This window comes from Ensifer sp. ENS02, from assembly GCF_014851885.1.
GTDB classification, from domain to species: domain Bacteria; phylum Pseudomonadota; class Alphaproteobacteria; order Rhizobiales; family Rhizobiaceae; genus Ensifer; species Ensifer adhaerens.
On the sequence record NZ_JACVAO010000019.1, the window covers coordinates 15,595 to 36,773 of the forward strand.

At 59.0% G+C, this 21,179-nt stretch carries 21 protein-coding genes and 1 pseudogene; 9 read left to right on the top strand and 13 right to left on the bottom strand.

Annotated elements, in window-relative coordinates; all coding sequences use genetic code 11:
* Positions 1-230 precede the first annotated feature (230 nt).
* From IB262_RS36095 to IB262_RS29640, 3 genes are all read left to right on the top strand, one after another.
* Complete coding sequence (locus tag IB262_RS36095) at positions 231-509, top strand: GNAT family N-acetyltransferase (protein WP_246802214.1); 279 nt, start codon at positions 231-233, stop codon at positions 507-509.
* A gap of 773 nt (positions 510-1,282) precedes the next feature.
* The gene (locus IB262_RS29635) at positions 1,283-1,849 is read left to right on the top strand and encodes a TetR/AcrR family transcriptional regulator (protein WP_110819491.1); all 567 of its coding nucleotides are present in this window, start codon (positions 1,283-1,285) and stop codon (positions 1,847-1,849) included.
* A gap of 55 nt (positions 1,850-1,904) precedes the next feature.
* Positions 1,905-2,882: a quinone oxidoreductase gene (locus IB262_RS29640; RefSeq protein WP_110819425.1), complete on the top strand. Its 978-nt coding sequence runs from the start codon at positions 1,905-1,907 to the stop codon at positions 2,880-2,882.
* A gap of 799 nt (positions 2,883-3,681) precedes the next feature.
* On the opposite strand, the gene IB262_RS29645 is transcribed toward IB262_RS29640, so the two are convergent.
* From IB262_RS29645 to IB262_RS29685, 9 genes are all read right to left on the bottom strand, one after another.
* Positions 3,682-5,016, bottom strand: coding sequence for a sorbosone dehydrogenase family protein (locus tag IB262_RS29645; protein WP_192494070.1), 1,335 nt, complete (start codon positions 5,014-5,016; stop codon positions 3,682-3,684).
* A gap of 48 nt (positions 5,017-5,064) precedes the next feature.
* The gene (locus IB262_RS29650) at positions 5,065-6,132 is read right to left on the bottom strand and encodes a c-type cytochrome (RefSeq protein ID WP_246802745.1); all 1,068 of its coding nucleotides are present in this window, start codon (positions 6,130-6,132) and stop codon (positions 5,065-5,067) included.
* The gene (locus IB262_RS29655) at positions 6,132-6,761 is read right to left on the bottom strand and encodes a cytochrome c oxidase assembly protein (RefSeq protein WP_060606886.1); all 630 of its coding nucleotides are present in this window, start codon (positions 6,759-6,761) and stop codon (positions 6,132-6,134) included. Before IB262_RS29655 ends, IB262_RS29650 begins: the two co-directional genes overlap by 1 nt.
* Positions 6,758-7,138: a hypothetical protein gene (locus IB262_RS29660; protein WP_110819426.1), complete on the bottom strand. Its 381-nt coding sequence runs from the start codon at positions 7,136-7,138 to the stop codon at positions 6,758-6,760. Before IB262_RS29660 ends, IB262_RS29655 begins: the two co-directional genes overlap by 4 nt.
* Entirely contained in the window at positions 7,138-9,654 is a 2,517-nt protein-coding gene (gene ctaD / locus IB262_RS29665; RefSeq protein WP_192494071.1) for a cytochrome c oxidase subunit I, read from the bottom strand. Before ctaD ends, IB262_RS29660 begins: the two co-directional genes overlap by 1 nt.
* Entirely contained in the window at positions 9,651-10,523 is an 873-nt protein-coding gene (gene coxB, locus IB262_RS29670; protein WP_246802746.1) for a cytochrome c oxidase subunit II, read from the bottom strand. The genes ctaD and coxB overlap by 4 nt, the downstream gene beginning before the upstream one ends.
* Positions 10,524-11,120: 597 nt before the next feature.
* Positions 11,121-12,056, bottom strand: a complete 936-nt coding sequence (locus IB262_RS29675; RefSeq protein WP_060606898.1) for a DUF3618 domain-containing protein — start codon at positions 12,054-12,056, stop codon at positions 11,121-11,123.
* The gene (locus IB262_RS29680; protein ID WP_034800315.1) at positions 12,053-12,472 is read right to left on the bottom strand and encodes a phage holin family protein; all 420 of its coding nucleotides are present in this window, start codon (positions 12,470-12,472) and stop codon (positions 12,053-12,055) included. The genes IB262_RS29675 and IB262_RS29680 overlap by 4 nt, the downstream gene beginning before the upstream one ends.
* A complete protein-coding gene (locus IB262_RS29685) occupies positions 12,465-13,013 on the bottom strand; it encodes a nutrient deprivation-induced protein (RefSeq protein ID WP_192494072.1) in 549 nt (182 codons plus the stop codon). The genes IB262_RS29680 and IB262_RS29685 overlap by 8 nt, the downstream gene beginning before the upstream one ends.
* A gap of 680 nt (positions 13,014-13,693) precedes the next feature.
* Here IB262_RS29685 and IB262_RS29690 point away from each other — a divergent pair.
* The 5 genes from IB262_RS29690 to IB262_RS29710 all read left to right on the top strand — a co-directional run bounded on the left by IB262_RS29690 (position 13,694) and on the right by IB262_RS29710 (position 17,332).
* A complete protein-coding gene (locus IB262_RS29690) occupies positions 13,694-14,071 on the top strand; it encodes a hypothetical protein (RefSeq protein ID WP_034800313.1) in 378 nt (125 codons plus the stop codon).
* A 368-nt stretch (positions 14,072-14,439) separates the two neighbouring features.
* Positions 14,440-14,760: a PepSY domain-containing protein gene (locus IB262_RS29695; RefSeq protein WP_029742951.1), complete on the top strand. Its 321-nt coding sequence runs from the start codon at positions 14,440-14,442 to the stop codon at positions 14,758-14,760.
* A gap of 21 nt (positions 14,761-14,781) precedes the next feature.
* The gene (locus tag IB262_RS29700; protein WP_029742952.1) at positions 14,782-15,387 is read left to right on the top strand and encodes a general stress protein; all 606 of its coding nucleotides are present in this window, start codon (positions 14,782-14,784) and stop codon (positions 15,385-15,387) included.
* A 224-nt stretch (positions 15,388-15,611) separates the two neighbouring features.
* Complete coding sequence (locus IB262_RS29705) at positions 15,612-16,505, top strand: Ku protein (RefSeq protein ID WP_029742953.1); 894 nt, start codon at positions 15,612-15,614, stop codon at positions 16,503-16,505.
* Positions 16,506-16,519: 14 nt separating this feature from the next.
* Positions 16,520-17,332, top strand: a complete 813-nt coding sequence (locus IB262_RS29710) for a Ku protein (RefSeq protein ID WP_113080046.1) — start codon at positions 16,520-16,522, stop codon at positions 17,330-17,332.
* 46 nt (positions 17,333-17,378) lie between these two features.
* On the opposite strand, the gene IB262_RS29715 is transcribed toward IB262_RS29710, so the two are convergent.
* The 3 genes and pseudogenes from IB262_RS29715 to IB262_RS29725 form a co-directional block, all read right to left on the bottom strand.
* The gene (locus tag IB262_RS29715) at positions 17,379-17,936 is read right to left on the bottom strand and encodes a DUF4334 domain-containing protein (RefSeq protein ID WP_192494073.1); all 558 of its coding nucleotides are present in this window, start codon (positions 17,934-17,936) and stop codon (positions 17,379-17,381) included.
* 499 nt (positions 17,937-18,435) lie between these two features.
* Positions 18,436-18,558, bottom strand: a pseudogene (locus IB262_RS29720) (ATP-dependent DNA ligase); the annotation flags it as partial.
* Positions 18,559-18,677: 119 nt separating this feature from the next.
* Positions 18,678-19,571, bottom strand: a complete 894-nt coding sequence (locus IB262_RS29725) for an SDR family oxidoreductase (RefSeq protein ID WP_034800441.1) — start codon at positions 19,569-19,571, stop codon at positions 18,678-18,680.
* Between the two features lie 147 nt (positions 19,572-19,718).
* Between IB262_RS29725 and IB262_RS29730 the strand changes: the two genes are divergently transcribed.
* Positions 19,719-20,189, top strand: a complete 471-nt coding sequence (locus IB262_RS29730; protein WP_192494074.1) for an NUDIX hydrolase — start codon at positions 19,719-19,721, stop codon at positions 20,187-20,189.
* A 630-nt stretch (positions 20,190-20,819) separates the two neighbouring features.
* Here IB262_RS29730 and IB262_RS29735 read toward each other — a convergent pair.
* A complete protein-coding gene (locus IB262_RS29735; protein ID WP_029742849.1) occupies positions 20,820-21,047 on the bottom strand; it encodes a hypothetical protein in 228 nt (75 codons plus the stop codon).
* Positions 21,048-21,179 lie beyond the last annotated feature (132 nt).

Sequence of the window (21,179 nt, forward strand, 5' to 3'; positions counted from 1 at the left end):
AACGACGGATCATGCCGTAAAATGCTATCAACCATCACGATTAAAGCCGCCCGCGATGAAGATGTGCCTGTGCTCGGAAAGTTCGGGGCTGACCTGATGGCGCTTCATCATCAATGGGACCCCGAGCGCTTCATCCCGACGGGAACCGGCACAGAGGCATCTTATGCCAGATGGCTGGGAGTCAGCTTGAAAAGTCCGAGGTCGTGGTCCTCGCCGCTGAGCAAGATGAAATGATCGTCGGTTACGCCTATGCATCTGTTGAGGGCCATGACTACATGGCGCTCCGAGGACCGGCGGGCGTCATTCACGATCTTTTCGTCGAGCCCGAAAAGCGCAGCCAAGGCATCGGCCGGATGCTGCTCGAGGCAGCTGTTGCAGCGCTTAAAGAGCGAGGAGCAAACCTTATCGTGCTTTCCACGGCGCACAGAAACGAAGCTGCTCAACGGCTCTTTGCCGCAGCGGGCTTTCGCCCGACGATGGTCGAGATGACACTCGACGTGAAAGCTTAATTTCTCGGCATCCAGGGCGCCGACACCTCACCTGGCCAGCCACCAGCGACCGGACATATCGGCGATGCGCGAACATCTGGGCTCGAACTTTTCCGGTGTGTTGAAGCCGACAAGCCGAACGCTCGTACCATGCTGATGCGAACCGTGTCGCCGTCGGTGACCGTGAAGGATTGAACTTTAGTCGGCAGAAGACGTTGCCGGCTGATTGGAGCTGGGTCCGCTCGTCGGCAGCCTTTAGGTCGACATCTGGCCGACCGCGACCGGTATGAAGTCTCTCTGGCTGAAGCGTCGCCGGCGGGCACTACGCCAAAGATGGCGCGCGGCAGTCAACGCTCTCTGGTTTGCGGCAATCGGGTTGATGAACGAATTCGGCGCCGAGCCGCGCGAGGGGACCATAACGGTCGATCTTCTGGCGCATGTCCGTGAGGACTGGCGCTGCCAGGCGGCAGGCTGCCCTTCACGCAAGATCTGGTCGATGCGACGGCGATAAGAGGTGACCTAGACCTCGCTCAGAAAATTTGCCCCCCAAGCCAAAGGATCATAGCCAAAAGCGGGGCAAAGGCGAGGTATCTTGGCCGTGGCATTCCGCCGATCGCCAACGAGAAAGGCCCGCCCCTCACCTACCAGGGGCCTCGCCGTCGAGCGATATCGATGACGTTGTCCCGCGACGCGCTCGACTCCTCGAAATCAAGATCGCCTGTGCGTTGCCGCATAGACTACAGATCACAATGTCATTTCTTGACAGATCGTTCCAGAATACCTATTTCACGGCGATGGCGCGAAAAAAGGAATTCGACAAAGACAAGGCGGTGGGTGCCGCAATCGACGTGTTTCGCGAACACGGCTTCGAGGGCACATCGACTGAGATGCTGGTGCGCGCGATGAAGATCGGACGACAAAGCCTCTACGACACCTTTGGAGACAAATGGGCGCTCTACCGATTAGCAGTGGAACGTTATGCATTCGAAGAAACTGAAGCCCACGTGACGATGTTGCGCAGCCAGCGACGGGCCGTCGACGGGATCGCGGCAATGATAGAACGAGTGGTGGAGCGCGCCCATTGCGCCTGCCTCGGCGTCAATTCGATTTGTGAATTTGGCCAGAGCCGGCCGGAACTTAACGCGCTCCATCATGCTGCCGACAATCGCTTGAGGAAAGCGGCAGTGGAATGCATCAAGCAAGCCCAGACCGAAAACGATGTCGAAAAATCGCTGTCGGCAGAGGCTGTTGCCTCTTTCCTCATTACCAGCATCGCTGGCATTCGTATCGCGGCCCGTGGAGGTAGCCCTCGCGCGGAATTGGAATCCCTCGGAGAACTGGCAATCCGTGCAATCCGGTAGCACCCCAAAAAAATTTGCACAATTCTGGAACAATCAGTCAAGAAAGGAACTGACTATGAAAGCTGTGGTCATGAACGGCGTGGGCGATAGCGACGTTATGGAATTCGTCGAGCGCCCAGAGCCTGTGGCAACGCCCGGACACGTTATCGTTGAGGTCCGCGTGGCAGGTGTGAATTTCATGGATATCGGCGTTCGGCAGGGCATGGCGTGGACGGAAACCCCGAACCCGAAAGTGCTTGGCGTCGAGGGCGCCGGCCGCGTGCTCAGTGTTGGCGACGGCGTTACGGATCTTGCCGTGGGCGATCACGTCGCCTGGGTCTATGCCCCCGGAAGCTACTCCGAGCGCCTGTCGATCCCGGCAACGTCGCTCGTCAAGGTCCCCGACTTCATTGATGACCGAACGGCCGCATCAATCATGATGCAGGGCCTGACCGCCAGCCACTTTGCCACCGATTTCTATGCCGTCCAACCTGGGGACATCGCGCTCGTTCATGCTGCAGCGGGCGGCGTAGGACTGCTCCTGACGCAGATCATAAAGCTCCGAGGCGGGCGCGTCATCGGGCGCGTGTCATCGAAAGACAAGGTCGCCATCGCGCAAAATGCCGGCGCCGAGCACGTGATCGTCGATACAGAAGGAGAGTTTGTCAACGAGGTGCTCCGCTTCACCGGTGGTCGGGGAGTGGACGTGGTTTATGATGGCTCCGGTCCCAAGACATTCAAAGCGTCTCTCGAAGTACTGCGGCGGTCAGGAACGCTCTGTTGGTATGGCCCGGTGCTGGGTGGGCCGGGCCCGCTCGACATCATGAGCCTGCCGAAAAGCGTCAAGATCGGCTATGGCGTCTTCTTCGACCATATCCACTCACCCGAACTCTTTCGCGAGCGCGCCGGCCGGCTTTTCGATTGGATCGCGGACGGGTCGTTGAAGGTCACTGCAGGGGGAAGCTACCCTCTCAAGGATGCTGCGCAGGCACATAAGGACATGGCCAGCCGCAAGACAACTGGCAAGCTGCTCCTGATTCCAGGAGGGTCGTGAACAACCCACGTTTGGATGAGCAGTCGACAGCCCCGACAACCATTCTTCCGTGTCGCTTGTTTGTAAATTGGCCGCGATATCCTGAGAGTTACATCCAACAGGTCGCGACGGGAACCAGGCGGACTGCGAGCATCGCTCCTCGGGCGGGGTCGCCAGGTTAGGTACCGCCGCCGCGCACAGCCCACATTCTTTGACACACCGGTGAACGAGCAATATCGATGATCTCCCCGGAGATGCTGCGAAAACTCCATCCTGTCCCTTAGCGATCGGGAGAGATTCTCACTGAAGATAATGCTCAATGCAATGAAACTTGGCGCGTCGGCTGGCTCACGGGACGCATGGGCGGAGCGTTGCGCGATATAAGTCGCGCAACCAACCGTCCAGATGCCGTGACCACATCTATTATTGCGTCGTAATATTCCTCATCCTTGGTCAGCTCATCTACGACCCGTTGACCGTAAGCGACGGCAGCCCCATCCGATGAATACTTTCGACCGACTTCGTCGCGGCTAACGACGCCTGCTGTATGGATATTAAATAGATAGCGGCGCATGAGATCCCACTCCGTACGTGACGCCGCTGCGCTGATGAAACCGAGCGCGCTGCCAGCGACAATTCGAGGCTTGACATGAGCGCGCAACTTATCGCGCCCTGGCCGCCTTGTCGCGTGACAGGAGCGTGACGGCGACATTTACGGCTATCGTGCCATGGTGCACTGGAAAAGCGGTGACCACCGTGCAACGCCGCATTCCTCGAGCCCAGGGGCAAGGTCAGCCGAACGCTGCGGTGATCCCGACACTCAATTGGCGTGGGGTGCTACGCGCCACACCTTGTTTCCGACATCATCGGCGACCAGCAACGCGCCGTCGCGAGCAATCGCAACGCCCACCGGCCGACCCAAAGCCTTACCTTCGGCGCTTAGGAAACCCGTGAGGATATCGCGCGGCGGGCCGGACGGCCGGCCGGCGGCAAAAGGCACGAAAATGACCTTGTAGCCGCTGCGCGGGATGCGGTTCCATGAGCCGTGTTGACCGACAAAGGCACCGCTTTTCATCTCGGGCCCGAACAGATCGCCGGTGTTGAAAGTCAGGCCGAGTGACGCCGTGTGAGGCCCGAGCGCGTAGTCAGGCTTGATAGCGACGGCCACAAGCTCCTGGTTCTGGGGTTCGACGCGATCATCAACATGTTGGCCATACCAGCTATAGGGCCAGCCGTAGAAGGCACCATCTTGTACGGACGTCATATAGTCGGGCACGAGGTCAGGGCCGATCTCATCGCGCTCATTGACGACGACCCAGAGCTGGCCTGAATCAGGCTGCCAGGACAACCCATTGGGGTTGCGAAGACCGGATGCGAACAGCCGCGTCTGTCGGCTGGCGAGGTCGATCTCGTGGACCGCGGCTCGTCCTTTCTCCTCATCCATGCCATTCTCGGCTACGTTGGAATTGGAGCCCACGGTGGCATAGAGCTTTGTTCCGTCGCGGCTGGCGATGACATCCTTTGTCCAGTGATGGTTGCGACCTGAAGGCAGGTCGACGATCTTGTCAGGCGCCCCGGTGATTTGCGTTGCGCCTTCCTGATAGGGAAAGGCGACGATGGCGTCGGCATTGGCGACATAGAGTGTGCTGTCGAGCAATGACATTCCAAAGGGGGAGTAGAGCCCAGTGATGAACGGTATCTTGGTTTCCGCCACGCCGTCACCATCTGAATCACGCAGAAGCGATATGCGGTTGGCGCTCTTCGTCTCGGCACCGGCTCTAGCCTGGAAGAGGCCCATGAAGAAGGCCCGGATCGAAAAGCCCGCGTCGGGCTTCGGCGGCGCATTGCTTTCGGCCACCAGAACATCGCCATTGGGCAGCACATGAAGCCAGCGTGGATGCTCCAGATCGCCGGCGTATTCCTTGACTTCAAGCCCTTGCGCCGCGACGGGCATTTGCCCATTGGGCCAGGGCGTGGCCTCGGCGACGTTCACGGAAGGCAACCACTCCGCTTTCGGTTCAACGAGAACCGGATCCGGTCCATAGGTCTGCTCGATCGGCACCGTGGCTTCATGCCGGGACAGCGCAACTAAGCCCCCACCCGCGGCAACCACAAGCGCAACGACAACAAGAACGGTGATCAGCAGCTTTTTCATGACCGGCTCCTCAATGACCGAGCCAAACGATTTCGGCACGAAGGTGTTTCAATCCTCAGGAGGCAAACTCGAAAAATATGCCGAAACATTCTCGATATCTGCGTCAGACAGGTATTCTGCCGCACTCTCCATCAAATGGCTGAACGGAGTTCCCGATCGCGAGCCTTCGCGAAAGAGCTTCAGTTGTGCCGCGAGAAATGCCTCGGGCTGACCGTCAAGCCTTGGATAGGACGGGTTACGTTGCGAATTTTGGTGGCAGCCCAAGCATGCCGGAACTTTTTGGGCGGGACGGCCGTGCTGCGCAATCTGCTCGCCCTGCCCCACCCGATCGTCTTTTAGTGGTTGCACGACCGCATTGCGCTTCAAAGCTGCGAAATGGCTGGCAAGAGCGCGAAGATGCCCCGGATCCACCGACTGCACGGGAAGTTGCATCATGCCGCTTGGTCTACGTCCCTCGAAATAGGCGTTGAGGCTTTCGAGCAGATAGGCCTCCTTCTGTCCTGCAAGAACAGGCGTGAGCGGGCTAAAGCCCATCCCATCGGTCCCATGGCAGCGGGTACATTCTGCCAATGCATCTTCAAATCGGAACGCATGCATGGGTGGCTGTGGCCTCTCGCGATAGGCGAGCAAACGATAGGTGGCCGCATCCATAGCCGGAAGCTTTCGCAGGAACGCAACCATGCTCCAGATTTCGTCGTCGCGCGCCTGGGTCGGCCACGCCGGCATGCCGGTGAAGCGAACCCCGTGCTTCACGATGCGAAACAGTTCTGCGTCCTCCCATTGCTCGACTACAGCGGAAAGATCCGGCGGTTGCGGCAACATCGCAAGTGCTGCGGGGGACCGCGGTTCGCCCGGCGCACCGTGGCAGGTAGCACAGCCACGGGCAAAGTGACCGGCTGCCGGTGGGATGCCGTTATCAGGTAGCCTCTCCGGGGCATCAACGGCGAGCGCATAGGTGCGAACAGCCGAACGCATGGCAAAATGCAAAAACCACTCGGTTATCCTCCAATGGCCGGATGACGCACCGACGTTAAAGAAGCCGATCCAGGTGGCGAAAAGGACGACGATCGGCAGGATGGCGAGCCCGACGGCCAGGTGCTTCCATCGAACATGCATCAGGCGACCCTCCGGTTTGGCTCTGCAAGCAGACCGGAAAGCAAGGCGACCCCACCTGCGAGATAGGCTGCGGCGCCAACCATCAGCATGACAACGGCGCCGAGTTGCTGATCCTGAGCCGCCGTCAAGGTCGTGCCGAAACAGGTGACATCGCCAAATTGATAGAGCGTGCGTGGGCTGAGCGCCAAAAGGGCGCCGAGGAGCGTCATATGAACGGTCGTCAGCAGCAAACCGAAGGCGCCTGCCGCATTGCTTGAAGACCTGTTCGTGCTCCCGGCCGCAAGACACGTGGACCATAGGAACAACCCGGCGGCTAGAAAGCAGGCCTGCTCAAGGGCGGTGCCCCAAAGCGAACTCTCCGCCAACCGACGTGCAGCCGGTGCATGCCAACCCCAGACCACAAGGAGTTCGACGAGCGAGGCGACGATCGGCAACCCGGTGAGCACGGGCCGGCGACAGCTGGCGAGACGGGGAGCAACACCTATAGCGATCAGAGGTGCTGCGACTGCTACGACCCCCATATGCGCGAGCATGTGGGCGGTCACCGAGCCGCGCCACGCACTCAAAAGCGGGCCAAGCCAGATAACGGCCAAAAGGAGGCAACCATTCGCAAGCCAGAGCGCCCTCATCGCAAGCACTCCGAAAAAAAGATCGTCGGCAGTGCCGTCATCAGGACGGCGACGAAACTCAAGCCGGCAAGCAGCAAGGTTGCAAACCCCTGAAACAGAAGGCGATCGTGGCGCGTCGGATCGTCATGCGGAGGATCGTGCGCACCGAAGCCCCACTGGCGCCACGCAAGGAACGCCGAAAGCCCAATGGCTGCGAGCGCTAAAACCGTGATGACAGCGATGCCTAGGCGCAAGGATTTGAACTCCATCCCGAACAACGCTGGTTTGGCACAGAAAATCGCCGCGCTGGCGTAGCATATCAGGAAGTGCCCGGCCCAGATGGCCGGCCCCGTGAACAGCGTCCAGAACGTTTCGATTTCCCTTGGCAGCAGACGCATTAAAGTGCCTCCGGGAAAAGACCGATCACGAAGAAGGTGATGAGCGCCGTAATTGCCAGGAAATGCCAGTAGAGGGCCACGTTGCGCAGGTCCATGTCGTGGGTTTTCGTAAGGCGCCCGGCAAGGCTTCGCGCAAGACAATAGGCTAGCATGACAGCGCCGACACAAGCATGAACGACTGTCCAGCAAACCAGCACCCAGACGATGGCCGGGTAAACATGTGCGGTCGGGTTCATGGCGTGCAACCAGGGCCCCCCGATGCCAGCCGCGGATGCGACGACCGTCAGGGCGAGCGCCACGATCAAAGCGGCACGCGCGAACGCCGTACGCGCGAGGGCGTTGAAATGTCTTGCAGCCAAGGTGGCGAGCCACGCAAAGACAAAGAGCGCTGCCGAAACCAGTGGCCACATCATTCCGGGACCAGCTGATCCCGCCGTGAAGTCTTCGTGTATCGTCCAATAGAAAAAATAGCCGAAGATCAGGCTCGCAAAGGCGGTACTGTCGCCCACCATCGTGATGAACATGGCCCACCAGCCGACTGAAGACGGACCGGATGCGTAAAGCGGCAAGGCGAGCCCAACGCCGACGTCCTTCTGCGGCTTCTCGGGAATTTCCCCGGTCCCCGTCCAAAGCCAATAGAGGATCGCGCAGAAACAGGTGAAGGCGGCGATCGCCCCTGCGATCCACCACTTAAACGTCAAGGCGATGAACACGGCACCGAGCGAGAAGGCCGAGAGGATGGTGACCTTTGAGGTGCCGCCAACGCGCAAGACCTGTTCCGGCCGTGCATCGAGCACGGAGGTGACCAGGCCTTCGCGACGCCCTTCCTTGGCGTCGGGAAGATACCATCGCCCCTCGCTGATCTCGCGGGCAAGCGTCGGTTGATCCCAAAGTGGATAGCGGCTCGAAACGAAGGGAACGGAGCGCACACCCCAGTTTTCCTCAGGTTCGCTGACCCATTCAAGCGTACCGGCATTCCATGGGTTTTGTTCGGCGCGAGGCTCCCGGTGCTTAGGGCGCAGGACATCCCACACCACGATCAAAACGCCGAAGGCAAACACGATGGCGCCGACAGACGACACAAGGTTCAAGAGGTTCCACCCAAGGTCGGCCGGATAGGTAAAAACCCGACGCGGCATGCCGAAAAGGCCGGTCAGATGCATTGGAAAGAAGGTGACGTTGAAACCGACAAACATCAGCCAGAAGGCAATGCGTCCGAGCGTATTGGACAGGCGTTTTGCATCGATAAGGGGGTAATAGTAGTAGATCCCCGCAACGACCGGGAACAGCATCCCTCCAATCAGGACATAGTGGAGGTGGGCAACCACGAAGTAAGTGTCGTGCGCTTGCCAGTCGAAGGGCGCAATTGCCACCATGACGCCGGTTAGCCCGCCGATGACGAAAATGGCGATGCCGCCTGCCCCGAACAGCATTGGAGTAGAAAGGATGACGCGGCCAGCAAGCATGGTGGCAATGAAGACGAAGACTTGAACCGCCGTTGGGATCGCCACTGCCTCGGAAGCGGCCGAAAAGAAGGCAAGCGATATCTGGGGCAGTCCTGTCGCGAACATGTGGTGTACCCACAAGCCGAATGACAGGAAGCCGGTGCCGACCGCGGCAAGCACGATCCAGGAGTAACCCACGATCGGACGCCCCGAAAAGGTCGGAACGATCATCGCCATCAAGGCAATCGCCGGCAGGAAGATGATGTAGACCTCCGGATGGCCGAAGATCCAGAAAAGGTGCTGCCACAGCAGCGGATCGCCGCCGCGTGCCGGATCGAAGAAGGGCCAGTCGAACATGCGCTGCATTTCAAAGAGGATATCGCCGGCAATCAGCGGCGGAAATGCAAAGAGGATCATGCCGGCGACAATCAGCAGATACCAGGCGAAGAGCGGCATCAGATTGATACGCATGCCGGGTGCGCGACATTTCATGATCCCGACGATGAGCTCCACCGCCGCTGCAATCGAAGCCACCTCGATGAAAGAGAGGCCTAGCAGCCAGATGTCGGCGCCAATGCCGGAAAGTTTTTCGTCGGTTGCCAACGGCGGATACATAAACCAACCGGAGGAAGGCGCTGCATCAAAGAAAATCGAGCCGCACACAAAGATGCCACCGAGAAAAAAGCTCCAGAACCCGAACGCGCCCAGTCGCGGAAACGGCAACTCTCGAGCCCCGATCATCGGCGGCAACAGAAAAATCGCCACTGCCTCGAAGATTGGCACGGCAAACAGGAACATCATGACGGTCCCGTGCAGCGTGAATAGCTGATTGTAGAAGTCCGCCGAAACCAGATCATTGTCGGGCATGGCCAATTGCGCCCGCATAATCAATGCCAGCGCGCCGGCAAAGAGCAGAAAGATGAAGGCGGTGGACGCATACCACAGCCCGACCTGCGTGTTGTTGACGCTCGTCCAGTAGCGCCAGCCGTGCGGATTCTCCCAGACTTTGCGCAGCCGCTCGCTCTGCGCTGCGCGCTCCTCTTCACTCGCGCGGGCGCCCGGCTCGGTCATCTCAGTCCTTTCAGCCAGGCGGCGATTGCACGGATATCTTGCGGCGCCAGCATGGAGAAAGCGGGCATGGCCGCACCAGGCTTGATCGCACCCGGGTTCGCGATGAAGCCAGCAATGTTGTCCTCGGTGTTGGCGACGATCCCGGCTCCTAGCATCTGCCGAGACCCTAGGTGAGAAAGATCGGGTCCAGCCGCGCCTTCGGCCTCCGTGCCCGCAACGCGATGACAGGAGCCACAGCCATGGCGCAAGAAGAGAGCACGCCCCTCTCCCGCGACGTTTATCGAGGCTTTCGCCTGGCTGGCAAGCCATGCGTCGAACGCGTCGGGTTCCATGGTCACTGCGGTGAGCGCCATGAATGCGTGAGACGTCCCGCAAAATTCGGCGCACGCGCCGCGAAATACCCCCGTTCTTTGCGCCATCAGCGAAAGGCGGTTTTCGCGACCCGGGATCATATCCATCTTGCCCCCGAGAGAGGGTATCCAGAAGGAATGGATCACGTCATCGCTCTTCAGTAAAAATTCTATTCGCCGACCGACCGGCAAGCGGATCTCGTTTGCCGCTGCGATTGTGAGGCCGCGATGGACATAGACCACCTGCCACCAATATTGCCTGCCGGTGACTTCGACCCGAAAATCCGTAGCATCGCGAAAAGTCGGCGAAGGTCTAAGCGTCGGCATTAACCAGAATGCATATGTCAAAAGGGCAAAGAGCGTCACAGTTGGGAACACGCCGCCGCCCCACAGGACGAGCCGGCTTGCGGCAGGCTCTGCGAAAACTCGTCTTTGACTGCGCACGGCAAAGCAGACGAAGGCGACCACCGCGAACCAGATCGCAGCTGCGCCGAAGGACATGACGACAAACAGGGTCAACGTCGCCTCTGCTTCCGAACCCGCAGGGCTCAACGCGGATTGAGTGCCCTGGCAGCCAGGCAGAGCAACCGCGATTAAGGGCAGCCTTTGGAGCAATTTTCGTCTTTGAGATCGGAGGCGTGGCGTTTTACTGTCCTTTCCAGAAGAGTTGATCGCTTAACCCGAGCCTCCCCGCAAAGTTCCAGAAAGCGTTCCCGCGCCGATTTTAACTTCTCGGGATTGGTAGGTGTTGAACGGTGAGCTACGCACCGCTCTCGACAGGGAGGTTCCGATGCTCGTTGCCGCTTACGGCCTGATCGGTAAGGATGCAATCTGCGATTGTGCGGTGGGCACAATCAAGAGCGGACAAATTCGTGCGCGTTATCGAAGTTGCCCATCGCATGAACGGCGTTTCGCTCGATTGAGCGAGGCGCGCCGCATTGCCGCAGGAACCGAAGGACGGCTGCCGCCACTCCCAAAAGCAGAGAAGACTTCGCGACGCGATCGGCATTCTCCTGAACGCCAAGATCGCAAATCCTCAGCGCGCGCGGGGATCGCCTCTGCCCCTAGCAAACAGCGGGCGTCCGCAAGGTTGCGGTCAGTGACAATTTCCAGCCGTCAGCCAGAAGGGTTTTCGTTTTCAGGCTTGTTGGCCTCTCCCAAGGCGTTCTTGGCACCCTCGATCGCGCCCTCGGCAGCTGCACCAGCCGTTGCTTGAAGCTGGCCGCGAACGCGATCCGAAACCTCGCCAGCGGTCTCATCTTCAAAGTCCGTTGCGGGGAGTGCCGCTCCGATGGCCGCACCGATCGCAAAGGCCAGCGCTCCGCCAACCAGAGGCTGATCTCGAAATGTCTTGAGCATGGCGGCGTTCAGCTGCGCCCCGTGATCCTGAGCACTCTCATGGGCGCTCCGAATGCTGTCGGTTGCTGACCGGGCGGCATCTGAAACGGCACCGGAAACACCACTGGCCGCCCCCTTCACCTCACGCCATGTCGCTGATGCCCAGCCGGTTGTTTCATCGAACAAACTGCCTGCCTCATCCCGGATTTCCGCAATCGCCTGGCCCGACGTATCGGCGAAACCGCGATAGACGGTTCCACTCGGATCGACGAAGTGACCGGCCCTTCGGCCGGCCGCATCGGTCTTGGCGCGAAAACGACTGCCGTCCTCATCCTCAAAATGGCTGTAGCGCTCGCCAAAATTTGCCTCGATCGGTCCCACACGTCGCAAATTGCCCTTTACTCGCGCAAGCGGGTAATCATCCACTCCCTTGTCAACGCCCGACGCTTGAGGCGCTCGCGAGGCGGGATCGGCAAGGAGCCATGCAAGACCGATCCCTGTCAATGCGACTGGGATCGGGTTCGCCTTCATTGCCCCACCCAGATTGTTGAGGAAGTCGGCACCTCCACTCCTTCTGGCATAGGCGATGAATTCATCCATTAATTCGCCAGGCGACATTCGCTCTTGAATGGCATGCAGTTTTTCTTCAATCCTTTGACGGTCGGTCTCGATCTCCCGTTGAAGGTCCGCGGACGAATGCATGTCGACGTTCATTTCACTGTCTCCTTGGCCACGTCGAGGTCGCGCTGGAGCGACGCCGTCGTTTTTTCAAACCGAATGCTGCGGTTTCCGAGCCTGGCAAGGCTGCGCGAAATCATAACCCACGCGAGGACGCCGACGACAAGACCAACGGCGACCGCTGAGAGCGCATGGGCATTTGCCTCTTGCATTCCCTGCTGCATCAAAAAGGCGCCCAGACCCTCGACCACAGCGCTCAGAAGCACGCCGATCGCGGCAATAGCAAAGATAAGGCCAACCATGAGCGTCTCGATGCTGCCGATCGCCCGGTCAATATTCTCGCTTGCCTCGGCCTTGGCGAGGTCGATCTCCTTGCGAAACAGTCCGGCTATATCGGTCACCAGTCCCGTCATCAGGTCGGGTAAAGAGCGGTCGTCACGGGGGTTATGCATCGCGGAAGTCCTTTTCAAATGACCAATCGTCGCCTGCGCGTGGGGATGACGAGGAGTTCGATGTCTTGGTGGCCGTTCGCTTTGCCGAAGCGATCAGAAATCGGCTCGCTGCCAGTCCCGCAATCGCTGCCATGCCAAGAAAGGCAAGGGGCTGCTTCCGCCCATAGTTTTCTGCAATCGACGCGATTTCACCGAGATCCCGGTCTTCGCATTCGCGGGCCAGCCGTCCGATCGAATTTCCAAGGTCCTGGGTGTAGCGGCCAAGCCCCGGTTGATCGGAATCGCGAAGTTCAGATCCCACCTTCTCCATGGCGCCAGCAAGACCACGCAATTGGCGCGCCAATGCCCCCTTTTCGTCATCCACGACTTTGGCTGCCGCCTCTTTTGCCTGGCCCGAAAGATCGTCGCTCGCGACGTTCTGGTCGACGCGGGGCCAACCTGCATCGCTCTCGCCCCCCCCAGAATAAGGGCCGCCTTCTTGTGAGGGCGAAATAGGTTGCTGTTGTTGTTGTTGAATACGGTTCTCCGGGTTTTCGATCATCACAAACCTCCTGGTTCTCTGATGCGGGCCCTTCGTTGCGATCCAACCAGCGGATCGCTATCTTGTTCCCTGCCTCATACGGCACTCGGCTTGGCGTTTGTTCGATCCGAAGGCGCTGCCCAATGAAGACGCTGGGCGACTGCGATCGATCTCGTGGAACAACCCCGCCCTGCGCAGGGACTCCCTCAGCCCCTGCACAGCACCGCAGCGTCCGCCAACGGACGCTGCGGTGCTGCTAGCGTAGGGCTCTACTGTCCGATCATGTTGAGGAAGATGCTGTTCCTCTTGCTTTGCTCAAGAAGGGCCTCAACCCCCTCGATGAGGGCCTAGCTCGAAAACGGCTTGGAGAGAATTGGGGCAGTTTGGGCGCTCCCGAACCTCAAGATAAGAAACGCTATCGATTTCTCCTTGCAGGCGTCTGCTACCGGAAGCCCGCTATCCCCTGAAGGTTCTTGTCCAGCATGACGACATCGACTGGCGGCCCACCTTGAACTAAGCTCGGCGTCCCTCCATTCGCTCCTTGAAACCTCGATGAGGTCGTGGTGGTAGGAGATTTTCTTGGACCAGGCGTGGGTTTCTATCGGTTGTCTGCATTTTGCTGATGGATTGGAACTTTTCCCGGTCTTTTCGGGTTCACGCAACAACCTTTTCGTGTGGACCAGGTGCGAATGGAGAGGAAAATGAAATGGCTTCCTGTCACCGCAGTTCTTATCGCTGGCCCAGCCTTTGCCCAAAGTGCCGAACTTGAATCGGCCTGCACGTCGGTCGCAAGGAATTTTTTCATGACCGACACGCTGAATGTCGGGGTCGTGCAATCGTTCCCTGAGCTTAAGCCCCCTGGCGTCCGCTTCAAATATTCTGAGAGATCGGATACGAAGAAGGCCGAAATGTCAGATACGTTCGACTGCGAATTCGATCAGCCAAATCCGATCACAAAACTCCTACGCTTCTGCGTCTCCCGGACTTGCTACTCTTCCGACCAGGAAGATGGCGAACGCCGACGCCGATTTGAAGAAATGCAGCTTCTTATGCAAAGAGGCAAAAGCGCCAGAAAATAAGCATGGCACCTTCTAACTGATGGGTCTCGGCGGACGGCGTTCGAGGGCCAACGCTAAACGAGATTTGCGGCGCCAGACCATCGGGCGTGCCAGTGAGGCTCGGCTCACGATGGCACGTCGACTATCCGCAGCAATCACATTTCCTACAAAGCAGAGAACGTCCGGCGTTGACTCTTGATGCTAAAAGCAGCTCCCACCCGACTTCGGCAAATGCAACTTGCGTAAGCGCAAAGAATTGCGGACTAGCCTCCGCTCATGGTTCGAGTGCTCCGGTCGGGAGTGGAAAAGACCAAATGCTTAGGAACCAAAAGCGTTTCGCCGAGTTTGAACATTGCCTTTAACGGGCTGAGAACAAGGAACCGAACATCATGAAGAACGTACTGCTCGCCGCGGTCTTCCTCGGCGCATCGAGTTTGGGCGCGCTCGCGCAGACCGCCACACCTCCGGCTACGGCAGATGGTGATACGCCTGCCGTTGCAACACCAGACACCACCAATCCAACAGCGCCCGTCGCCGGCGCCAACAGTTTCACTGAAGAACAGGCCAAGGATCGCCTTACTGATGCCGGCTACACCGATGTGACCGGTCTAAAGCTCGACGACAAGGGCGTCTGGCGCGCAACTGCCTCGAAGGACGGCAAATCCATGCAGGTCGCGCTCGACTACCAGGGCAACATTGTTGCCAACTAACTCCAGAACGAGGAAATCCCCATGAAAACCGTTAGTGGACTTTTTGACGACTATTCGGACGCCCAAGCAGCAGTGTCAGCCCTTGAAGATCGCGGCGTGCCGTCGGACGACATCAGCATCGTTTCCAACAATGTTGGCGATTGGTACGGCACTGCAGACGAAAGCAACGCGGCTGAAGGCGCTGGGACGGGCGCCGGTGTCGGCGCTGCGGTCGGTGGCATTGGCGGCCTGTTGACTGGTCTCGGGCTCATGGCCATCCCGGGTGTCGGGCCGGTGGTCGCAGCCGGTTGGCTTGCCGCGACTGCGGCGGGTGCTGCCGCCGGCGCGGTAGCAGGTGGTGCCGCCGGCGGGATTATCGGAGCGATGACGGATTCGGGCGTTCCGGAGGAACATGCCCATGTCTATGCGGAAGGCGTACGGCGCGGTGGCACGGTCGTCACGGCACGGGTCGACGACGCGCTCCAGGCGGATGCCGAAGCGATCCTGCGCCGAGGGACCTGGGTGGATCCTGTCCAACGCCGCGCCGCCTACACGGAACAGGGCTGGACACGCTTTGACGAGACGCTCGATCCCTACACCGCCGACGAAGTCGAGAAGGAACGTCAACGTCTCGAGAGCATGCGCTAGTTTGAACCAAGGCGGCCATGATGCGTTCAGATCACCTTTCCGTAAATTGGCCTTCGCACGTTCCTGATGATTGGCAGGCTCTCTCGTCCCGGCGCCCAACTCAGGCGCAGCAACGGCACCTGACAAAAGCGCTTAGACGTTTCGTAGAGTTTGACGAAATTGACCGTGGAACGATTTGCATACCGACAGGTTGCGTCCTCCCGGGTGTCGAAAGGAATGGAGCCATGGTTGCCCCGCGAGCGAACTGGAAAGGCTACATCAAGTTCGGAGAGGTCACCTGTCCAGTGGCACTTTACACCGCCGCGTCCTCGTCCGAACGCATCAGCTTCCATAGGCTCAATCGAAAAACAGGCAACCGGGTAAAGCGCGAGTTCGTTGACAGCGAGTCGGGAGAGCCCGTTCAGGCCGACGATCAGGTAAAAGGCTATGAAATCGAGGGTGGACGATACGTCGTCCTGGAACCTGAAGAAGTCGCAGCGGTGGTTCCGGAAAGCGACAAGACCCTGAAGATCGAGGCCTTCATTCCCTGCTCGCAGATCGACACAACCTATTTCGACAAACCCTACTATCTTGCACCCGACAAGATGGGCGGGGAGGCTTTCGCACTGCTCCGTGATGGGATGGCTAAGGCCAAGGTCGCCGCGATCGCCAAGACCGTGCTTTTTCGCCGGCTACGAACCGTACTTATCCGCGCACACGGCAAGGGGCTGGTGGCGGCAACCCTCAACTTTGACTATGAAGTGCGATCTTCGAAAGAGGCGTTCCAGGAGCTTCCCGACCTCAAGATCGAGGGCGAGATGCTGGAACTTGCAGAGCACATTATCCGCACCAAGAAAGGCAGTTTTGACCCCGGCGACTTTGATGATCGGTACGAGGCGGCTGTTGCCGAGCTGGTCAAAGCCAAAATCGAGGGGCGTGCCCTGCCGAAGAAAAAGTTGCCCGTAGCATCCAAACCTGGCGATCTGCTCAAGGCGCTCCGCGAGAGCGCGGGCGTCAATGCGAGCAAGTCGAAGTCCAAGCGTCAAGCGGCCAACGCAAACAAGGGCGCTCGTCGGCAAAAGGAGTCGAGCTCGTCTTCCAAGTCGAAACAGGCGGCAACGTCGCGTCGCACCGGCTGACGGGTGATTGAGCCATGGCTGTCCGCCCCTACTGGAAAGGCTATTTGAAACTCTCGCTGGTGACGTGCCCGGTTGAGATGATGCCGGCCACGTCCGAGAGTGAAAAGGTTCGCTTTCACACGCTTAATCGCGAGACCGAGAACCGTGTCGTCAGTCACTTCGTCGATGCGGTAACCGGGAAAGAGGTCAAGGAAGACGATGAGGTCATGGGTTACCAGCGCGGGGAAAACGAGTATGTCGTGATCGAGGACGAGGAGCTTGAGACTGTCGCACTCGAAAGCACCAGGACCATCGATATCTCGACGTTCACCCCGCGCGACAGCCTCGAGTGGATATGGCTCGATACGCCTTACTACCTTTCTCCGAGCGAACCGGTCGGCCAGGAGGCCTTTTCTGTTATCCGAGATGCGATGGAAGCCCAGAAAATGGTCGGTATTTCACGACTGGTCATATCGCGTCGGGAACGAGCCGTCATGCTCGAGCCGCGTGGCAAGGGGATCGTGCTCTGGACGTTGCGCTACGGCGATGAAGTTCGTGGCGAAGAAACGTACTTCACCACCACGAGCGACGCCAAGGCGGACCCCGAGATGATGCCGCTTGTGCAGCGATTGATAAAGAAGCTGACGAAGGATTGGAGCCCCAGCATGGTGGAGGACCCCGTGCAGGAACGCCTGGTCGACATCATCGCTGCCAAGAAGAAGGCGATAAAGAAACCGTCCAGGGCCAAGTCCAAATCGTCAACCACATCATCGCCACCCAGCAACGTCGTCAACATCATGGACGCCTTGAAAAAGTCTGTCGCAGCGGAGCGTCGTCCCCGGAAATGAACCATCCGCGACCCTTAGACCTTGACGACGGCACGGCTGGCTCTCGTCAGCCCACGGGCAGGTTCTGCGCCAGCGCGATGGGATCGATGACCCTCTCAAGTTCAAAAACATAAAACCGATCGTCATCTCGCATGGCCATCAGTCCCATCAAGCTGTCGTCATTGATCCGTCGAAAATGGTCGACGATCGGCTGGTCGTCATAGATCATGGCCGCGCTTGCGACGCCTTCAAAGGCAACCGTTTTGATCGAGGCGACGGGACCCTTTGCCTGAAGGCACCGTTGAAGACCGGCAAAAAGCACGGCGGCAAGGGCCGTTCTTCCAAACGCATGAAAGCGAAGTGCGAGGGGAAGCGGAACCCACTTCGGATCGATGGCTCGCAGTTTTCGCCCACCGACGTGAAAAAGAAGGGCATCGGCCCGCAGATCCGGATTGAACCGTTTGCCGAACCAGCCGAGGTTCTCCAAGACGCCATCGAAGGGATGACCAGTTGGAACTCCCCGACCTTGCCAGAGGCCGGCAAGCTCGCACGGTTCCAGCGGCGGAAGCCGCAGAAACTGTTCCAGCGTCCGTTGCTGATCATTTAACGCATTGTCTCTCCTCACCTCTACGCCTCCCGGCTTCTCGTTTCAATCTGCCCCCGCGACGCGCCTGCCGCAAATCTTCCAATGTCGGAAACCATCAGCCCCGCTTGAGTTCAGAGGTCGGCGACGTTTTTTCGGACCAGGTCCTTACCAGTTCATCGAGTGAACCCCGCGGCCAGGTAGCCCAGACAAGTTCATCGCACCCATGGAGGGAAATAGAGATTACGGACCGTTCTGATATCTGCTATTTCGCCGTAAGACCTGGTTAGAAGGACTACTCCAACATGCGTGGCGATCGCGCGCTCGTAGGGGCGATCTCCCATCGAGGAGTATCGGATAGCGCGCCTGTATTTTTTTCCTTGCCCTTTGCCTTTACATCCTGCTCCTCGTCACTAATTGTGCCTGTCCACGTGCCTTCCTTGTCTCCGGTTCGCTTCGCTCGGCTTCCGTTTCTGCCCAGCGTTGACGAAGTTCTAACCGCGAACGTCGCTCGGCGGTTCGGCCCTGATTTTGGTGAGGGCGCCGGGACCGTGCGCGCTATGAACCGCTTCGGGGCGAGATCGGATTTCACTTGCGCCCAATTGAGAGGCATGGAGGCAGTCGCCCCTGACCGGGCTCGCGGCGATAGTGGAGCGACCGCCGTCGGGCCGGCTTTTCTGCCTTAATTTCGGCAGCTGGCTTATCCTCGGGGAGCCCCTTGAAGGCGGCTTGCCGCACCAGCCCGTCCGCCGTCGGCACCGGCCGCGCCGAAATCATACGGCATCAATCAACGCCTTTTCCGCCGGTCGCACCGTAAACTTCACCATTGACGAAACTTGCCTCCTGCGAGGCGAGGAAGACGTAAATAGGGGCCAGCTCAACCGGCTGGCCGGGCCGACCGAAATCGCTGTCCTTCCCGAAGTTCTTCACTTTCTCGTCAGGCTGGCCGCCGCTTGGCTGCAAGACCGTCCAGAATGGACCCGGTGCCACGACGTTGGCCCGGACACCCTTCTCGATGAGTTGTTTTGCGAGTGCCTTGGTGTAGGCGACGATCCCAGCTTTGGTCGTGGCGTAGTCGAGGAGAATTGGCGATGGCTGATATGCCTGGATGGACGCGGTTGTGATGACGGACGCACCTGGGGGCAAATGCGGCTCGGCGGCCTGAGCAATCCAGTGCAAGGCGTAGAGGTTGGTCTTCAGCGTGGCGTCAAAGTCCTCGGACGTTACAAGCGAGACGTTCTTGCGAAACTGTTGTCGGGCCGCGTTGATCACCAGGATATCTATGCCACCAAGCTCGGACAGTGCCCGCGACACCAACGCGCGGCACCAGTCTTCATCCTTCACATCACCCGGCAAGGCGAGCGCCTTGCGGCCCTCGGCCTCGATCAACTCGATAACCTCTTTCGCGTCCGGTTCTTCCTCCGGCAGGAACGATATGGCGACGTCGGCACCCTCCCGTGCAAACGCAATCGCTGCGGCTCGTCCAATGCCAGAATCTCCTCCGGTGATCAGGGCTTTGCGCCCTTTCAACCGACCTGCCCCTTTGTAGGTTTTCTCGCCGTGATCGGGCTTTGGATGCATCCTACCAACAATACCGGGCATGGATTGTGGTTGAGGGTCGAACGGCGGCGAGGGGTACTGTGTTCGGGGATCTTGCATCATCAGACGATCGGTCATTGGTAAATCCTCATGTGGCGATAATCGGTTAAACTCGTCGATTGGTTTCGGGTTCCCGTCCAGCAATTCGGAGGAACCAAACGACAGGCTCCACCGTTCATTTGACGTCTCTTCAACCTCTTTTCGCGCCGAGGGAGAAAACGTTCCATGCAATTGCTGCACAGGGTCCTTGCCGACGTGCAGTTGATGCTTCGTCGTCCGCCGAGGTTGCAGTATGCGGCCTTGTGCTACCGTGTCCGCAAAGGGCATTCGCTCGAAATACTTCTCATCACCAGCCGCGATACCGGTCGCTGGGTCATCCCAAAGGGGTGGCCCATGAAACGAAAGCGTGCTCATGAGGTCGCGGCAAGGGAGGCGTTCGAAGAGGCCGGCGTAAAAGGGAGCTGTGAGAGGGCTCCAATTGGCCACTACGTCTACAGGAAGAAGTTAGATAGTGGCCTGAAAGTTTCTTGCAAGGTCCACGTTTTTGCGATGAAAGTTGCTGGCCTGCGCGGGAACTTTCCGGAGAAGGGCGAGCGCAAACTTGTCTGGTTCGAATATCGAGAGGCCGCCCGTCGCGTCGCTGAGCGATCCCTACGCGACCAGATTTTACGCTTCGGCAGTGCGACTTTGCCTTGAAGACGCAAACTGCGACGATCCATTCTCATCCATTTTTGAAGTTTGCATCGTCGTCTGTCGTATCTTGGCGAGCGCTGGCGGACCGACCGTCGCGGGAGGGGTGGGTAGCGAGCTCGACTGCCCTTGTGTGGGCCAAAAGGAGAGGGCGGAAAAATCCGGATGTTCCGGTCGGCTTGACGCGGCCTGCGACCGCTTATCGGCTCGGACCTCAAGTCGACGCCCGAGGCCGCGCGATGGCGCTCGATCTCCCTCTTCGCCAGACCGCCCGGCTTGTCTTTCCAACACCGTGATCAGCGCTCGTAACGCGAGTTCGTCCAGCTTCTCGATACCGACATGCTCGTTTACGCCTTGGAGGTCTGAATGCTCATCGAGTTAGGCCTGCATAGCTATGCTGTCGCGATCTTGAGAGTTCTCCAGGACGAACACGAAAAAGTGATGATTGTCGTGCTGTTTATGACGGGCGCCCAAACGTGTCGCTGAAAGCAAAAAGCGCCCGGTAAGCCGAGGCAATGACGAGGACAACAGCGGCGATCACACCGGGTTTACATGAAGGTAAACTGCTGGCCTCATCACTTCTCAGGCAGAACGAACTCGTGAATCCTGTCGATCGCCGAGAACCGACCGTTCCCCTTACCCTTGCGAAGCCAAGCTCGTTCTGATTCCGGCCTCAGTAAACCGCGTCAGCTGCATTTGAGTTGCGTCTTCAGTATAAAGGACATGAACCGCCAAGCCGCTTTCGGTGAGCCTTTGAGCCTCCTCATAGGCCTCTTCGAAGCCAACCGGAACCGCGTCTGTTGGCGCGGAGGGATCGTCCTGGGTCAACACATAGAAAGTGGAGTTTCGAATATCTGGGGTCATCGGCGCTCTCCTTCTCGCACACCACCAACTGCCGGAGGACGCGATAGTTCCTAGGTGATTTACGTGCGTGCGCTTCTGCTTGGTGCCGTTGAACCTTATCCGCGACCGGCGCGCTTTGGTTCGTCCCAATCA

Coding starts and splice junctions, on each gene's coding strand:
- IB262_RS36095 (WP_246802214.1), top strand. CDS start 231: ATGATCGTCGGTTACGCCTATGCATCTGTTGAGGGCCATGACTACATG.
- IB262_RS29635 (WP_110819491.1), top strand. CDS start 1,283: ATGGCGCGAAAAAAGGAATTCGACAAAGACAAGGCGGTGGGTGCCGCA.
- IB262_RS29640 (WP_110819425.1), top strand. CDS start 1,905: ATGAAAGCTGTGGTCATGAACGGCGTGGGCGATAGCGACGTTATGGAA.
- IB262_RS29645 (WP_192494070.1), bottom strand. CDS start 5,016: ATGAAAAAGCTGCTGATCACCGTTCTTGTTGTCGTTGCGCTTGTGGTT.
- IB262_RS29650 (WP_246802745.1), bottom strand. CDS start 6,132: ATGCATGTTCGATGGAAGCACCTGGCCGTCGGGCTCGCCATCCTGCCG.
- IB262_RS29655 (WP_060606886.1), bottom strand. CDS start 6,761: ATGAGGGCGCTCTGGCTTGCGAATGGTTGCCTCCTTTTGGCCGTTATC.
- IB262_RS29660 (WP_110819426.1), bottom strand. CDS start 7,138: ATGCGTCTGCTGCCAAGGGAAATCGAAACGTTCTGGACGCTGTTCACG.
- ctaD (WP_192494071.1), bottom strand. CDS start 9,654: ATGACCGAGCCGGGCGCCCGCGCGAGTGAAGAGGAGCGCGCAGCGCAG.
- IB262_RS29675 (WP_060606898.1), bottom strand. CDS start 12,056: ATGAACGTCGACATGCATTCGTCCGCGGACCTTCAACGGGAGATCGAG.
- IB262_RS29680 (WP_034800315.1), bottom strand. CDS start 12,472: ATGCATAACCCCCGTGACGACCGCTCTTTACCCGACCTGATGACGGGA.
- IB262_RS29685 (WP_192494072.1), bottom strand. CDS start 13,013: ATGATCGAAAACCCGGAGAACCGTATTCAACAACAACAACAGCAACCT.
- IB262_RS29690 (WP_034800313.1), top strand. CDS start 13,694: ATGAAATGGCTTCCTGTCACCGCAGTTCTTATCGCTGGCCCAGCCTTT.
- IB262_RS29695 (WP_029742951.1), top strand. CDS start 14,440: ATGAAGAACGTACTGCTCGCCGCGGTCTTCCTCGGCGCATCGAGTTTG.
- IB262_RS29700 (WP_029742952.1), top strand. CDS start 14,782: ATGAAAACCGTTAGTGGACTTTTTGACGACTATTCGGACGCCCAAGCA.
- IB262_RS29705 (WP_029742953.1), top strand. CDS start 15,612: ATGGTTGCCCCGCGAGCGAACTGGAAAGGCTACATCAAGTTCGGAGAG.
- IB262_RS29710 (WP_113080046.1), top strand. CDS start 16,520: ATGGCTGTCCGCCCCTACTGGAAAGGCTATTTGAAACTCTCGCTGGTG.
- IB262_RS29725 (WP_034800441.1), bottom strand. CDS start 19,571: ATGACCGATCGTCTGATGATGCAAGATCCCCGAACACAGTACCCCTCG.
- IB262_RS29730 (WP_192494074.1), top strand. CDS start 19,719: ATGCAATTGCTGCACAGGGTCCTTGCCGACGTGCAGTTGATGCTTCGT.
- IB262_RS29735 (WP_029742849.1), bottom strand. CDS start 21,047: ATGACCCCAGATATTCGAAACTCCACTTTCTATGTGTTGACCCAGGAC.